The organism is Cupriavidus sp. IDO (genome assembly GCF_000812465.1).
In the GTDB taxonomy this organism is placed as follows: domain Bacteria; phylum Pseudomonadota; class Gammaproteobacteria; order Burkholderiales; family Burkholderiaceae; genus Cupriavidus.
The window spans coordinates 1-15,905 of the sequence record NZ_JWMA01000191.1; the positions used below are offsets into that span (position 1 = coordinate 1).

The following is a 15,905-nucleotide window of genomic DNA, read 5'->3' on the forward strand; positions in this document are numbered from 1 at the left end:
GTTCGCATGACCGCATCCCAATTGACTTTGTCCAACTTCTTGAAGCTGGCGTCGCGCGTGATGCCGGCGTTGTTAATCAGAATGTCGACTGAGCCAAGTGCCTCCCGAATTGTTGCCACACACAGTTGGCACGACTCGTAGTCGGCAACGTCAACCGGATAGGCGTGGAACCTGCGCCCGCTTTCCTCCATCTTTCCCAGCCAGCTCGCGACGCCGCTATTACCGGGGGAATGCGTGACAGCCACCGTATAACCTGCGTCATGCAGCCGGACGCTGATAGCCTCACCGATACCGCCCATGCCGCCTGTGACTACGGCAACTTTTTTGGTCATGTCTCCAATCCCCTAAGCAATGGTACGCATAGATGATGCGGTCCAGCGACTCCCCAAGTCCCGCCATCTTCCAGAACTTGGTTGCCTCCTGGGTACCTCGAAGGCACCACCGATAGGCCAGCCGAATTACTTTGCAGCTACCGGTGAGGCCTTTGCTGCACGACGTGGCATGCCTTTTGAGGCTGCCGCTGCAGTGTTGAAACTGCTCTCGGCTACTTGCACGGCCTGCTTTGCCGTCGTTTGCATCGACTCATAGAACGTCGTGGTCGCCTTGACGGCCTCCTGCCAGGCGGCCAACGGCGCCGTTGAGCCTGTCGGCGCGTTGCTCACTGCGCTTTCCATGAGACCCTGGAGGCCGCGCTTGCCTGTTGTGTATTGGACCTCGACGACCTTCTCGAACTCAGCCTGCATATCGGCCAGGATGTCATGCAGTTGACGGCGATACGTCAGTACGTTGTCGACTGCAGGCTGAAAGAATGCAATCTGCAACTCGGCGAATTCCTTCCCATCCTTAGCCGATAAGGCCTTCTTTGTCCCTTCCCGTGTCTCTGCCAGCGCCGCTTTCATCGTTTGCAGATTCAACTCCAGCAGTTTTTCGAAGCCCTCAAACGCCTTGCCGGTTAGCCCGGCCAATGTTTCAAGGCCTGCCATTTGCACCTTACTGAATTGCTCGGGGGACCACTGAGTCATTTTGCATCTCCTAAGTGCGGCCGCGCCACCTGAGCCGTCGGATGAGAGCTCGGATGAGGCGGGAATCGAGGGAAAGGATTGCACCCTTGAGACTTGGCGGGCCACGGCGATGGGGCGCAAGAGCGCCAACGCCGGCAGTCTATAAGGGTTATAGCATTGCGCTCACTGAGAGGCCTGGCGCGCTCGACAATCGCTTGCGCGAACACACCCCAAGGCCTGGAGAAAAGCATAGCCCTGGGTTGTGACTCGAGGTCGGCTGTGATTTGGCCCAAGACGCTCAAGCCTAACCAGTTGACGCGCGCACAGTGCCTCCACATCCGCGCCGTCCAACTCCGCAGGGTCAGAGCTGTCGTTTACCAATACCAGGGTGGCAAATTCATGATGACTCAGCACAGTCGTCTCCCAAGCTGTAGGTTTATTTTTGCTACGGGACTTCACTACCGTCCGTGACAGCTGGCCTGGTTTGCACAGACCGCTTCTTTCCTCTCGGACGCGAGGTTCTGGCTGGCGGGTGCTTGCTTGTTCTCGCACCCGGAACGTTCATCCTAGCTGGTCGCCACCGACAGTTCAATACAATTGCCAGACATATTCGGGATAATCCCTAGTGCTCCTTTTTGTTCGCCTTATCACATGCGAATTTGCTCGGAATTGATATATCACAAGTTGATATGAATTCAACTTCCTTGGCGGCTATTTTCCGACCGACCGGACGGTATTGTCCTCGCGCGACGCGCGAAGTCCAGCGAGCGATTGCACTACTGCAACGGCTAACCATGTCAGTGGGGTGCTGCGGCCACTCGAACGCCTGTAGAAGCAAGCCCCCCTCAGGGCCACCAGGCCTCTATGAATCACTCAGACGCCGCGTGGAGGGGGCGACTGATTTCATTTGTGGCCGCCGAAGAGAGCCCGCGTCGCCGGCTAGTCACGTGGGTGGTAGCAGGACTTCAGGGCCAGCCCACATTGATTTAGAATTTTCTTACGTCAGAATTAAGAGACACTTTGATCTCAAATCTTTAAAGTTGGTACAAAGGCGGTGGATGCCTTGCGCAAAAGGCAACGCGAGGTTAGAGAACGTGGTAGCAGCACTGCCCATCGGGATTCTGGGACCGATGAAGCTTCGGACGTCGTGAGACTCTATTACCCGGCTGGTTCCACCAAGCCCTCGGGGCCCTATCGGCCTCGAGTCAGCATGTGTAGTCTTTCGTCGTCCTCACGCTTACGATGTCCCTGTGTGAGTAAAGCCCAACTCCTATAGATGCCGTAGGCCCAAGCCTGATTTCGGTATGCATCTCTTGGCGTCGCCGTTCGCTCTTGCATAAGCCTGAGAATTTCCGCTTCTACAGTGGCCGTTATTTCCTCATAGCCCCATACCCTTTCGGCCGAGCTATTACCTTTATTTTCTACATGGTTTCCGGAATCCTGTTTATTTTTATTGGGTTTCGTATCCATGCGTTTTACTCCCAGCCGATGCCCAGCTTTGAAGCATAGAACACTTTCCGATAAAGTGCGCCACCGAACGGAGACCCGCGTCAGTGGGGTTCACAGGCACTCCGGAGGCGTAAAGCGGCAAGAACCATATTGCCAGTTAGAGCTCGGCGTTCCCGGCGAACAGCTAGCTCTGTGCGGTAGGCAACAATATTGACGTAGCCGCCGCCGGTGGTCGAGTTGTTGGCAAGGAGAGTGGTTGCTAGACTGCATTTGCATTACCTGCGCGACACTCCCTGCTCGCGGTGCCCCGAAGTTGGCCAACGCCGCGTCATGGAAAGGGATACCACAATGGACAATGATAAATCGCCGAGCGCCGCATTGACCCGGCGGGAGTTCTTTCGCGCAGCCGGATTAGGAGCGATGGCGGTGAGCCTCGGCGCAGGGGAAGACGCAAAGGGTGCGGCTCCCGATGCGAACCAATCTGGGCAATCCACGGCGGGCCGTGCTCTGGGCTCATACAACATTCTGTTCATCCTCGTCGACCAGGAGCGCTACTTCCGACCGGGTGAACTGCCTGTAGGCTATAGCTTGCCCGCGCACGGACGCCTGATGAAGCGTGGCACGACGTTCGTGAACCATCGGATTAACTCATGCGTCTGCACGCCATCCCGCTCGGTGCTCTACACGGGACAGCACATCCAGAATACGCGGATGTTCGACAACACGAACTTCCCGTGGATTGACAGCATGTCGACGGAAATACGCACGGTCGGCGACCTGCTTCGCGATGCAGGCTATTACACGGCGTACAAGGGGAAGTGGCACCTGACCAAGGAATTCGAGACGGTCAACAAGCTCGGCACGCCGACCAAAATTTTCACTGCGGAAATGGAAGCCTACGGCTTCTCCGATTACATCGGAATCGGCGACATCATCGCCCATACCCGTGGCGGGTACGCGCACGACGGCGTCATCGCTGCGATGGGTATCAGCTGGCTGCGCGGCAAGGGAAGGGAGCTTTCGGCGGAGGGAAAGCCATGGTTCCTGGCGGTCAACCTCGTGAACCCGCACGACGTGATGTTCTACGACACCGATGCACCCGGCACTGTGGTCCAGGCACAGCGCGGCATTACTCATGTGGCGCGCGACCCGGTCGATTCCTTGTATGCCAGGCAGTGGGACTTCAGGCTCCCATCGAGTCATGCACAAGCCCTCGATGCGCCGGGACGCCCCCCGGCACATCGCGATTTCCTGCGTTCGCACGATGCATTGGTCGGGGAGATCCCGAATGAAGCTGCGCGCTGGCTTCGGCGGCACAACTATTATTTGAACTGCCTGCGCGACGTTGACCGCAATATTGCGGCACTGCTGGCCGAACTCGATGCCGCAGGTCTGGCTGACAAGACCATCGTAATTCTGACCTCGGACCACGGCGACATGGATGGAGCCCATCAGCTCCACGCCAAGGGCGCTGTTTCGTATCGGGAACAGAATAACGTCCCCCTAATCATCGCTCACCCGGCCTACCCAGGTGGTAAGCAGTGTCGCGCCGTTACCTCGCATTTGGACATCGCACCGACGCTGGTTGCGATGACCGGCGTCGCGACCGACAAGCGCGCAGTCATTGCCAAGGGGCTTCCAGGCAGGGATTTCTCTGGCTTGCTCGCCGCTCCGGAAAAGGCGGACCTGAACGCCGTCCGCGATGGTGCGCTCTTCTGCTACAACATGCTTGCCTATATCGATGGTGACTTTCTTTTCAAGGCCGTCGCACATATGCAAGCCGGCGGCAAGCCTGACGAACTCAAGAGCGCGGGCATCAGACCCGACCTGATGAAGCGTGGCGCCGTGCGTTCGGTCTACGATGGGCGCTATAGTTTCGCGCGCTACTTTTCACCCAAGCAGCATAACGAGCCGAAGACGCTCGAGGACCTCAACCGGTTCAACGACGTCGAGTTGTATGACCTACATGTCGACCCGTTCGAAATGAACAATCTGGCAGCCGATGGCAAGCAGCGCGAACTCATCGTCACTATGAATGAAAAGCTGAATCGACTAATAGACACGGAGGTCGGCGAAGACCGTGGGCAGATGCTCCCCGGCGGTATCGACGCAGGGTGGGAGGTGACTGCTGAAACGATGGCCGGCGCTTGATGCGCCCTATTCCTACTCGCCACTCCCACGCGCGTAACTGGCAGTTGCCCCAGACGCCAAGAGTGGGTAAGGCCGGAGTACGCAAGGTCAACGCGGCTAATGGCAAGGTCACCCTCAAGCACTGCCACATCGAGAACCTGGGCATGTCGGCGATGACCAAGGGAGCTCATGACGCGCACTGGGGCTCAAGGCTTATAAGCAATGACCTCGATTTCTACCTTGGTGCCGACCATATTTTTCGCTTCCAATGTCGAACGTGACGGCTTGTTCGCACAGAAGAACTCTCCATAAACGCGGTTGAATTCATCGAAGTCGCGTGCGTCTTCAAGCCAGACCGTTGTCTTCACGACGTCCTCGAGAGTGCACCCGGCGAGCGCAAGTACATGAGCGACGTTCCTCAGCGTCTGACGCGCATGCGCTTCTATCCCGCCAGCGACGATGCTGCCGTCTTCGTTTCTGGCTACCTGACCGGATACAAACACAAAGTCCCCGGCTTTAGTCGCCAGTGAACGTGGCAGGGTTCGTGTGCCCGGATTGTCTTCTGCAAAGTAGTCAATCGCCATTTGGTTCCCCTCCTAACCGATATCCCACCGCGAACCAGGGTTTTTCCGTGATGTGGCACCAGGTCGCCGATGGCACAGGACCTAGTGAACCTTCCTTGCGTGCCCGCACCTGCTGTACAGCTGCGAACGGCGGACGGCGTACCGAAATGCGCCCTGGACTCTGTCGGCCTGTCGCCGCCAAACCTGGCGGCTTGTTCTCACGCGGTGGCAACGCTCCGTATCAGTTCCTTGCCCTGATTCAGCACGTTGCCGACTGCCATGCCTACTTCCCACCACTGGAAGGCTTCCGCGGGGAGGCAATGCAGGTGCATCAACACTGACGCTCCCCGGGGTGTCAGCGCCGGGTCTACCCATGCTGCGGCATCTACGCCGGACAGTACGACTGGCCGGCTGTCATGGACGTCCGTTAGTCCTCCTTTGACGTCGTCGGTAATGAGAACAAAACCCGCGCCCTCTGGCTGGACCGCTACGCCGGATTCCCAATATGCCAAGGCTGCGAGGAAACAAGGCCCATCTTTGCGACTTATATATTGAGGCCGCTTGATGCCTTGAATCATGGGCCATTCGTACCACCCATCCGCAGGGACAATTACCCTCCGCCGCCTCCGCCACAGTAGCTTGTAGTACTCGCTCTTCGCGACTCTATCGAATCGAGCATTGATGACAAAACAGGCGGGATAAGGTCCGCTCGGCCTCCAGCCCCAGCGGACATACTCGGCGCTCGGTGCCTCCTCCTCGCCCAGCCTATGCAGCACAAGGGGACTATGGTTCGGTGTGACGTTGTAACTCGGAAAAACTGCTGCTGGACGAGCGCATCGCCAGCCCAATCCATTTTCCCACACCTCAAACTGGCTATATTGGGCAATGCGTCCACACATGGTTATCTCTTGTAGTTTTACGGGACAGAATATGCCCCGTGGACGCACCAAGGAATGCAGCTATGTGAGCTACCAGACATGTAGGTCTCTCTCACTGAGTTCCGACCTTGACCCCACACGGTATGAACCCCCTGGCAATCCATTCCTGCAGCGACGCTGGCGCCCTGACTCTGCCTTACAGAGGAAACGCCATTGGCCGGAATCAGTCCCGCGTAACAAAGCGGGCGTGCGCCGCGCAGGGGTACGCCTTCTCATCCTGCCAGGCAGCGCTCCTTTGCTTGTGCGACAATGCGACGCGTCGACACGCGTGTCCATCGCGCCCTACTCGTTTGTCGAAGATGAGCGGAGCCAGTTGTTGATTACAGTTTCACCCACCTTAATCTCCGAATGGGGAGCCCTGGTAGTATTCCTCAGTGTCCTGGTCACACAACTTGGCGCGCCGGTACCGGCCGCGCCGATGCTTCTGTTAGCTGGCTCTCAGGTAGCTGCCGGTTTAGTCTCTTTCGGTTCCGTATTCATGGCAGCGGTCGCTGCCGTTCTTATTTCGGATGGGCTGTGGTTTGTGCTTGGACGGCACTTTGGTCGTCGCATCCTCACACGCCTGGTCCGAATATCACTATCGCTGGACTCAAGTATTCGGAGGACTCACGCCTGGTTCGAGCGTTATGGGGCGCCGCTGCTGCTCGTGGCGAAATTCGTTCCCGGCCTCGGACTTATCGCGTCCCCGCTTTTGGGTACCACCAAAATTGACCGAAGAATCTTCTTCTCGTGGGACATTGCTGGCGGCGCGATGTGGTCGGGAGCATGGCTCGCTGGAGGAACTCTTTTTGGCCCACAGCTGACCAGGATGATGGCTCTGGTTAGTGCGCATGGCGTAACGGTTGCCGAAGTTTTTCTCGCGGTCACGGCATGTTTCGCGGCATATCGGTGGATTCAGCGCCTGCGATTTCGTCGCTGGCTTGCGCATATTCGAATCACACCGCAGCAGCTGGATGAAATGATGCGGTCCGAGCGTCCGCCTGTCATTCTCGATGGTCGCCCGCAAGCGGTACGGCAGGCAGAACCGCACCGCATCCCCGGCGCGATACCGATTGACCTGGCATCACCCGAGAAAGTTGATAAGGCGCTCCTTGAACACGACCTCGTGGTCTATTGCGTTTGCCCTAACGAAGCAACTGCGAAAAAGATTTCGCAGCAAATGCGTCGAAAGGGATTCCGGCATGTACGCGCCTTGAAGGGCGGCCTTGATGCGTGGGAACATCACGGCTACCCAGTAGAGTCGCTCCCGATGGCGACCGAGCAGGAGGGCGCTGGAGGCGATGACAAAGACGAAGTAACTGTGCGTGCCGTTGCTCCGAATTGAAAGACGACTACGACAGGAAGAATGGAGCCGGCCACGAGGCTCGAGCAGGAATTCCCACTGCCATCGCTTATATTGAGCGCCTTAATCCTGATATAAATCATTTCTAATTCCACATCCGGACACTTGTCGTCTGAGTCCAGGCAAACAAGACCGCGCTTCTGTTCAATCCCCGAGAGGCGCATGGGGAGACCCCACCTCCCTGCATTTCGTCTGTTGCTATTTCACCAAACGATACGCAGGGCGGCAGTTTATGGCATAGAGTTCTTTCTCAAGATTCGACCGCGAAGCGTAGGTGTCATGAAGCGCATTGCCGTGCATCGGCTCGCTCAGCCACCTTCACCCAGGCCATGACATTTGTTGGCCCCATAGACGCGGCAAAAAAAGAACCGGATGTTGGAGGGGTCATGAAAAGCACGAATGAGCAGTCACTGCGTTTCCATGTCGGAAAATGGCTCGCGCCTGGTCCCACGACATCGGTCGGCGTAGTTGAGTTCAGTCGCACGCCTGCGGGCCAGAGACGCTACGTATGCGTCGAGAGCGCGCAACCGGCAGCGTTGCGCACGTTGTTCTTCTTTCGGCACGATGATGTTTACTGGCGTGTGTTTCCGCCTGCAGTCCCGAGGATGAGTGCCGACCATCTTGCCTTGTGAGCGGCTCATTACCGACTCGTCGCAAGCAGATATCAAGCAGCAATCACCCAACCGAGACTTGAGCCATGAAGAACATGCTTGCTGGTACCGGCATTTCGCTCCGCGTTGCCGGCCGGGAAACCGCACCCGCCAATGATAGTGACACACGCTGCAAGGCAATCGATGAGACGAATGTTGTCCCGCCCATGAATGCCGCCATGGCCGGTGTGCCAGCACTGTTTGCCACGTACCGGAATTGCTGCCGCGCCTTGACTCAGGACTCGACCCTGACGCCGCTCGAACAGCGGGTGGTCTTTCTTGTACTCGCGGTTGCCAGCGGCTGCAACTACGAGGCGTCTGACGAGGGCGCCTGCACCGCCAGTGAGACGTTCAGAAAGATAATGGTGGCAATCCGTGCCGGCAGGCCTCTCGCTGATGCCCGGCTTCGTGCCCTCGTTAGCTTTACACGGACCATGTTCATCCATCGCGGTCGCCCTAGCGAGCATGAGGTCAAGACCTTTTTGCATGCTGGCTATCGTGAAGAAAACATTCTGGACATCATTCTGGCAATCGCGGCAAATACGCTGGACAGCTATACCAGCCACGTATTCCGTGCGAAGGTCAATGGGCCTGCATTGGCGGTCGGCTAGCAGGTCGCCACAGCATCATCAAGACACCTTCACCCTGGATTTTCGCTCGTCGGGACTGAGGACATGCCACTGGAGGTCATGTCCTCGCCACCTGTCAAGCGTGCGGCCCTAACGTCCGGCGCTCAGCTGGGTAGCTCTCCGCGCCAAGCCCCGCCTATGGTTTCTCGTGCCCGACACACGCTACGTCAAAGCCAGCCCTTCGCGGGAAATCGGTCCGCTGCTGCCCCCTCTCTTCATGAAGCGATTTGAACGACACCAAGGTGTCGCGCCGCTTGGCCATCTCGATTAACGTTTCACCCCCCTCTTTAGTAGGTCCCATTTTCTGCCTTTCTTCATTGCTGCTCGCTTGGCAGAGTCCTATGCTGGACTTTAAAACTCTCGCCACACGCGCCCGGTAGAGGCTCTTTGGAGTTCAAGCCGCATGCGGAGATGGCGTTTTGGTATCGGGGGTCAAATGAACGACGAGGGCTACAAGCCTTGGCGGCGTCGCTGGCTGCGCTTGCACTCGCGGTCTCTGCTGGCTAACGCGCTGATGCTCGCGGAAGTCGAGCTGGACACGTACTTAAAGGAAAAGCGTACTACGTACCGCGACTATGGCGATTTCACCGAGAATGAGATTGACTTCATTTTTCGGCGAGTCTGTCGTGGCATCCAACGGCTGCCGGCGCCTCACAGTTCGCCAGAAGAGTGCGCACGCCGGGCGCGCAGACGTATCCAGGCACTCGGACAGCGTTTAATGAAAGAAGCGGGCTGGCTCAACGGCTACCAGTAGGGACGATTCCCAAACTCGTGTCACGCTGCCCATATCCCCGTAGCAAGCGGAACCAGGTACCTGTGGGCGCGCTCGGGCGCGAGCGGCGCCGATGTGACCGCTCCGGGTAGGCTCTCCCAATTGCGCCCTACCCTGATTGAGGTATTCCGAATGGCCGAGGTTGCAAGCATGAAACTCGGAGTTGAGCTCATACTCTGCTAGCGTTTCCGAGATGGGCCCAGCTGCAAGCACGCGGGGAAGCGGCCATCAAATTCCCTGGCAGAGACATCCTCAAGGCGCCCACATGATTCGGTGGGGAGGGCGATGCTTAATGGCTTGCGCCACAGCACCACACCAGTAAGCCGAAGAACACGGGTGCGCACCTCCCTGGGCTCTGGGTACTCCGAAACATGCAGAGGAAGTACCTCCATATAAACACGCCGCCGCACCTCGTAGCTAAGTGGACCCTTCGTGTCACGGCGAATCAACTCTGCGTGCGCCACCTGCAGATGCAGATACAGCGCACGAAGAACCAAGGCAAGAAGCAGTGCTGCCGCTATCAGCGTCACGATGCGCGTGTGTCGCTATGGACATCAGTCGAGACGACGGCACATGTAGTGCGTCCTTTCGCCAAAGCGCCGAAGGAATTCCTTCGATAGCTGCATCTCCTGCGGGATTTCGTCCAATGCGGTGAGCGTGAACCCGAAGCGGGCAAAGAACGCGGGATGCTCGGCCGTGAGCACTGCAGCCCTGCTGCAGCCGCTGGTGCGGGCGCGCATCAGGATGGCCCTCACCAGATGCGTGGCGACCTGGTGGCCCCGGTACTCGTCGAGAACCGCAGCGGCATGGACGATGACCGTCTCGCCATGCATTTCGCCGCTGGCGCAGCCGATTACCTTTTCACCTAAGACGGTCAGGCTGTAGAGGCGGGACGAGGGGTCTATATTGCTGCCGGGCAAACCGCAGGAACGGAGCATCTGCGAGATTGCCTCCACATCTGCCGACCCGGCTGCGCGAATTTTCACATCTTTTATCATTCTTTTTCATGCCTCCTGACGCAGGTGCAACGATGTTCTCCAAGCAGTATGTCGCAAGAGTTCGAGGCATACCATCGGCTAACTGTATGAGTGGCACCATTTTAAACATAATGCCCGCCTTCGCCATTCCGTGCCCCGTGTCCAGCGCCAGGCAATATTGAGTGATTTAATTCTGATGTGAAGAGTTTTAATTTCACCTGAGGCAGTCATGCAAAGCCCCGGGTCCACCATAAACATGGTTGGCTTCCGTTCGTTCGGAATGAGGAGCGGCTGTATCAGAAGATGACCAGCCTGCCGGGATAGAGGTGTTGCTACCCGCCTTGTCGACGCCCTCTTGATGCTTGCACGCGGCACCGAAGTACGACACGCAGTATTGCTCTCGGCGTCGGCGTCGGCCCGCGTATTTCGCGCGCTGGGGCTTTTCGCTTATTCCTGCCGACAAAGCTCCCACGGACAGCGTCCGGCCCAGGCATTGGGAAACGTTGGTGCTTGGAGCGGCGCGTGGACGATGCGATTCAGTGGGTGACCGAGACCACCTGCCCGGAAATATCTTCCAGAATACATTTCTGGTAAACCTGTGCAACCACCGCTGCCCGAACGCCCTTAGCGGGGTCGCGTCCCATCGCCTCGAGCGTCTCCCACACCCATCCAGGGCTGACAACGTTCACGCGAATCTTGCCTTGCAATTCGAGCGCTGCTGCCCGCCCGAACGCCTCGATGCCGGCGTTCACTGTGCTCACTGCAGCCCCACCGAGCACTGGATGCTGCGCGAGGGTGCCACTGGTGAGCGTCACCGACCCGCCCGGGGAGATGTATGGAACCCCATACCGGACAAGATTGACCTGCCCCATCAGCTTATTGGCCAGGCTGAATGCAAAATCATCGTCAGTCAGGGCATCCAGTGGGGCGAACTTCGCGGTGCCTCCTACGCAGACCACCGCGTCAACCGTGCCCACTTGTTTGTACATCGCCAGAATCGACTGCTTATCGGAGATGTCCACTGAGAGCGCCGGAGAGCTACGACTGGCCCCTATCACGTCGTGCTCTTCCGACAACAAAGCCGTAATTTCTTTCCCAAGGAGCCCTGTGGCTCCAATGACCAGTATGCGCATACGTCCCCCTTGTAACAGATGATGGGCAGTAGGGAACGGCCCCTCGGTACCCAACCCGTTTTCAAGATGAAATGGCCTGGTTCATAGCATACGCCTTGCGCGCAACTACGCGCCGACGGCCGGTGCCTGGCTACCGGGCGGCAAGGAATGGCCACACTCCCTCAGCAGTCACCCTGCCATAGCCGCAAAACAGCCGCACCAATGCGTGCATCCCCACCGTATCCATCGACAAACCGAGGAGCGTGAGCAGCAGAGGCTGGAAGCTACCAAGCCCGTGACGGGCGATGGGGCCCTCTTGCAAGCGCATGACGTGCTGCTGGCTGTACTTCGCGATGGGCGAGCACGCGATTCTGGGCATCCTGCTAGGCGGTACAGCCCTTGCTCTGGTCGCCTCGCTCTTGATCAAGCGCTATGAGAAGCACCGCCTTCCCTCGCCACAGCCGTCAACAGGGTACATGTGGCCGACAAGGCAAGCTGGACCATGCCCCCGCTAGCCGGGCTGCCAGCGCTGGCGCTTACGCTGCGTGTGCATGCTCGCTTTGGGCGGCTACCTGCTGGTCGCGGCTGGTCTGCGTCGACCTGATACCCGAGTGTCCCTATTGTGTCGCTCGCATGGACCATACCAACGCGATGGTCGCGCCGCAGAACGCAGCCCCACCATAGAACGTGAAGGCGGCCCCCAGTCTGTCCCAAAACCAGCCCGCAAGTCCGCTAGCAACCAGCAGTGCCAAACCGCTGGCAACGTTGAACACCCCGAATGCCGTGCCCCTCATGTCTGCAGGCGCCGAATCGGCGACCATGGTGGCCAGCAGTCCTTGTGTCATTCCCATGTGCAGGCCCCAGAGTGCAACCCCACACAGCGTAACTGCCCAGTGCGAGCTCATCGCCAGCACGACGTCGGCGGCAATCAGTACCAGCAGCCCCCACACGAGAAGTTTGGTATGGCTTTGTCCGTCCGCAAGCTTCCCAAATGGGTAGGCCGAAACCGAATACACCAGATTCATCGCTACGAGAACCAACGGCGCCAAGAATAGCGGCAGGCCGACTTGCTGAGCCCGCAGGACCAGGAAGGCTTCACTGAATCGTGCCAGGGTGAACACCGCACCCACAGCAACCACACCCCAATAGGCGGGACTCAGGCGCGCAAGGTTCTCCCGCTGGATGGGATTCACTCTATTCGCATTTTGGTGCACCTCAGGCTCTTGCACGCCGAACATGAGCAGGGCAACGGACAAGATACCTGGGATAACAGCCACCCAGAAAACAGCACGGAAGTCGTTTGCCCACAGATACATCAGTCCAATGGCAATCAGGGGACCGAGGAACGCGCCCACCGTGTCAAGGGACTGCCGCAGGCCAAAAGCAGCACCGCGAAGATGCGGTGGCGCAATATCCGCTACCAGGGCATCACGCGGTGCGCCACGAATGCCCTTGCCAATGCGGTCGGTAAGGCGTGCCCCCAGCACCGTACCGACGCCGGGGGCCAATGCAAAAAACGGCTTCGACAGCGCGCCGAGCGCATAGCCGAACACAGCCAGGCCCTTGCGCTTTCCCAGATAGTCACTCAGAGCACCGGAAAAGACCTTCACAATCAGTGCTGTCGCTTCCGCCACGCCTTCTATCAGTCCGACCGCGAGGGCACTGGCACTCAGCGTCGTTACCATGAAGACCGGTAGCAGACTGTGGATGATTTCAGACGATACGTCCATGAGAAGGCTGACGAAGCCCAGCATCCAAATACCGGTAGGAATCTGACGCAGGGTGTTGGCAGGAGCATTCATTGCCATTCTCTTTTCCCGGTGACGCCAGGCGGCGCTCGGCCCCAGCTTTCATTAAGATGGAATCTCTTCACGTCGCGACCCCTTCGCTGAGCCACGGGTGGTGTCCTGTATATGTTGTTGTTCCGAGCTCACGATACTCGCCCTATAGGGGTGAAAGCGAACAACGAGAAGATTGCTGGCGTGAACGGAGATGGCACGAACAGGAAGAGCATGGCGATCAAGACCATCGCAGCCATGAGGAACACTGCCAACACGGGCACGAAGGCTGACACCGTTCCATTGAATAGGGTCATCTAGTCGGAGCGCCAGCGCTTAGCGAACGCAAGGCATTCCTTGCAGGTAACCTGGGCGCCTTCTACCGGCCTCGGTACCTGCCGACGCCCGCTACCCAATCCTGCCGAGCGCCTACATAGCAAATCGCCGGCCTTGCGTATCAGGCGCCCATCATGAAGGCTCTCTCGGAGAAGGATGTGAATAACTCTGTCGCTGCTTTGCTCAGACGCTCCATCCTGTTGCGCCCGGTCATCTTCTGTAACGCCGGGCGCCCACCTGAGCGGAATCGCAAGGTCAGCATTGAAAGCAGCTGCTTGTGCGCGAAGACGCTGCTCCCGCTCCTTCACAGCAGCCCGTAAAGCAGCGTCCCTTGCTAATTGCCCCAGCCGGACGCTGTCTACGTCTGCTGCCCGCGCGCACACGAACAATCCATCCGCATCACGCCAGACTTCGACCAGGGTTCCTGGCGGGATGTGATACTCCCCACTTCTAACTTTCCCGCTGGCAGTACGCCTGCCGCACAACCTAAGCTCCATACCATCCAGTGTCACCTGATTGTCATTGACCGGGACTCGCTCTATGCGCTCAGGCTTGAGCCACTTGGGCGCGAAGCCCCCCGAAACAGGCTGCAATGCATAGATTTCCATGGCATTGGGTAGCGTACCGCCGGGCCGCACATCAAAACTTATCGGTAGGAAGTATAGGTCTGCGTCAGAACTTTGACCGAGCCCAACGCGAGCACCTAAAAAAGAACCCGCGTCACCGGGCGTGGTAGCGCAGGTGGGTGGGTCCAATTGCGCTAAATTTAATGGCGATTTAGAAAACCCTAATATCAGGGGTTAACTACCATGTTTTTCACCTGCATCGGCCCTGCACGTGGACAGCTGTAGTCACACGTCGCGCTCGCTCGTCTCCCTCGCACGGAGCGTCAATCATATTCGCTTATAGACGGGCTCCGCTGCGAGGAATGCCACGTGAGGCTAAGCCCATATGAACGCGATGCAGGTCAGATTTAATAATCGTTTTATTGTCGCCAGTTTCATACTTTTGGTTGAAGGCGAATCCGGTTATAAGCCACTAAGCTAATAGCGCCTCTGTGCCCTTGCATCTGGTCAGCCTTGCTTACTGTTCATCGCCAGTCATTGGCGTCGCTCAAATAAAGCTCAGATGCATCGTCACCGGTACACGTCATTCTTCCACACGACATAATTTTTGTTAGAAAACAAGGAGGAAAAATGAAAGCCTTCAAAGCGAATATTATGACTGGAGCTTTCTTTCTTATCCTCATATTCGCTGCATTCATCTATATCTCTGCTGCAAATGCGCGGGTGTTTTAAATTCTTACGCCGGTCCCTGGCAGCCCTTCACTGCCTAGGGGCTTAACAATTGTCAAAATTAAACGTACACGCATTAGTAGTTCTCTCCCTGGCGTCGATGGTGACCGTGATATCCGAGCCGAGTTGACTCAGAACTCGTGACAATCGGCAAGTTCTGAAACAGGCAAGCTCAAGTCGCGAGCACAGCCAGATGCCGAGCCTGCGAAACTCGCGATCGCCATACCGTCGCGCGTCCTTCCTGGCGGCGTTGACCTGGCTGCCCCCCGATTGAGCCGTCCCTTCATGACGGCTGCTAGCGCGTCCAACTCGGAGACGGCGCATTGATTTGGCACTGAAGCATGCAAACTGGCGCGTCAACGACAATCACAGCCACAGGCGAAAAAATGGCCGGCATCGCTGCCGGCCAAACGTCCTTGAGCCCAGTGACAAGTCAAGGTCGATATGAGCTGTCGTTGGCACGCGCGAAATGCGTGCTGGAGACGGATTAGAAGCGGTGACGCACACCCATCATTGCGCCAGTCTGATTCTGGCCCGGCAAGGTATTGGCCGTTCCGGTCACGCCGAAGGTGGCATTGCCCTTGTTGTTCACATAGCCGAGCAGCAGGTACGCATCGGTCCGCTTGGAGAACGCGTAGTCGGCGTTCAGTACAAACATCCACGAATCCTTGCTGTCAGTGCGGGCGTCCGTATAGTAAGCCGCGCCAGTCAGGGTGAAGGCCGGGGTCAACCTGTAGTTCGCGCCAAGCCAATACAGGTTGTCGTGACGGGCCGTACCAGTGGTGACCTCGTCGCGCATCCAGCGGTAGCCAGCGAACACCTTGGCATCACCGAAGGCATACGAGGCGCCAATCGCGGCGCGCTTGGCGGTCAGGTCCGCCGAAGCCAGGGTGCTGCCCTGGAACTGGTCATAGGCGGCGCCCACCGAGAACG

At 57.9% G+C, this 15,905-nt stretch carries 13 protein-coding genes; 5 read left to right on the forward strand and 8 right to left on the reverse strand.

The features are described 5' to 3' along the window. Together RM96_RS33950 and phaP are read right to left on the reverse strand one after the other, a co-directional pair. A partial coding sequence (locus tag RM96_RS33950; protein WP_039016150.1) for an SDR family NAD(P)-dependent oxidoreductase occupies window positions 1-332 on the reverse strand: 332 nt, incomplete at its 3' end. 126 nt (window positions 333-458) lie between these two features. Continuing rightward, on the reverse strand, window positions 459-1,022 hold the full coding sequence (gene phaP, locus RM96_RS33955; RefSeq protein WP_039016151.1) for a phasin family protein: 564 nt from the start codon (window positions 1,020-1,022) through the stop codon (window positions 459-461). Window positions 1,023-2,798: 1,776 nt separating this feature from the next. On the opposite strand from phaP, the gene RM96_RS33960 reads away from it, so the two are divergent. Together RM96_RS33960 and RM96_RS38235 are read left to right on the forward strand one after the other, a co-directional pair. After that, complete coding sequence (locus tag RM96_RS33960) at window positions 2,799-4,601, forward strand: sulfatase-like hydrolase/transferase (protein WP_039016152.1); 1,803 nt, start codon at window positions 2,799-2,801, stop codon at window positions 4,599-4,601. Beyond that, entirely contained in the window at window positions 4,601-4,861 is a 261-nt protein-coding gene (locus RM96_RS38235) for a copper-binding protein (protein ID WP_082016832.1), read from the forward strand. The genes RM96_RS33960 and RM96_RS38235 overlap by 1 nt, the downstream gene beginning before the upstream one ends. Here the strand turns inward: RM96_RS38235 and RM96_RS33965 are convergent. Beyond that, on the reverse strand, window positions 4,787-5,164 hold the full coding sequence (locus RM96_RS33965; protein ID WP_039016153.1) for a RidA family protein: 378 nt from the start codon (window positions 5,162-5,164) through the stop codon (window positions 4,787-4,789). The genes RM96_RS38235 and RM96_RS33965 overlap by 75 nt on opposite strands. A 197-nt stretch (window positions 5,165-5,361) precedes the next feature. Continuing rightward, on the reverse strand, window positions 5,362-6,042 hold the full coding sequence (locus RM96_RS38240; protein WP_082016833.1) for an SOS response-associated peptidase: 681 nt from the start codon (window positions 6,040-6,042) through the stop codon (window positions 5,362-5,364). A 307-nt stretch (window positions 6,043-6,349) separates the two neighbouring features. Here RM96_RS38240 and RM96_RS33975 point away from each other — a divergent pair, with 307 nt between their 5' ends. From RM96_RS33975 to RM96_RS33985, 3 genes are all read left to right on the forward strand, one after another. Then, window positions 6,350-7,405 (forward strand): VTT domain-containing protein, encoded by a 1,056-nt coding sequence (locus RM96_RS33975; RefSeq protein ID WP_193752575.1) that lies wholly within the window; start codon window positions 6,350-6,352, stop codon window positions 7,403-7,405. A 715-nt stretch (window positions 7,406-8,120) separates the two neighbouring features. Continuing rightward, window positions 8,121-8,684, forward strand: coding sequence for a carboxymuconolactone decarboxylase family protein (locus RM96_RS33980; RefSeq protein ID WP_052279906.1), 564 nt, complete (start codon window positions 8,121-8,123; stop codon window positions 8,682-8,684). 454 nt (window positions 8,685-9,138) lie between these two features. Then, window positions 9,139-9,456, forward strand: coding sequence for a hypothetical protein (locus RM96_RS33985; RefSeq protein ID WP_039016154.1), 318 nt, complete (start codon window positions 9,139-9,141; stop codon window positions 9,454-9,456). A 572-nt stretch (window positions 9,457-10,028) separates the two neighbouring features. On the opposite strand, the gene RM96_RS33990 is transcribed toward RM96_RS33985, so the two are convergent. The 4 genes from RM96_RS33990 to RM96_RS34010 form a co-directional block, all read right to left on the reverse strand. After that, window positions 10,029-10,472 carry a GNAT family N-acetyltransferase gene (locus tag RM96_RS33990; protein ID WP_039016155.1) on the reverse strand — a complete coding sequence of 148 codons (444 nt, stop codon included), beginning with the start codon at window positions 10,470-10,472 and terminating at the stop codon, window positions 10,029-10,031. Between the two features lie 515 nt (window positions 10,473-10,987). Then, window positions 10,988-11,584: a short chain dehydrogenase gene (locus tag RM96_RS33995; protein ID WP_039016161.1), complete on the reverse strand. Its 597-nt coding sequence runs from the start codon at window positions 11,582-11,584 to the stop codon at window positions 10,988-10,990. 596 nt (window positions 11,585-12,180) lie between these two features. Further along, window positions 12,181-13,371 (reverse strand): MFS transporter, encoded by a 1,191-nt coding sequence (locus RM96_RS34005; protein ID WP_039016157.1) that lies wholly within the window; start codon window positions 13,369-13,371, stop codon window positions 12,181-12,183. Between the two features lie 2,088 nt (window positions 13,372-15,459). Further along, a partial coding sequence (locus RM96_RS34010) for a porin (protein WP_039016162.1) occupies window positions 15,460-15,905 on the reverse strand: 446 nt, incomplete at its 5' end.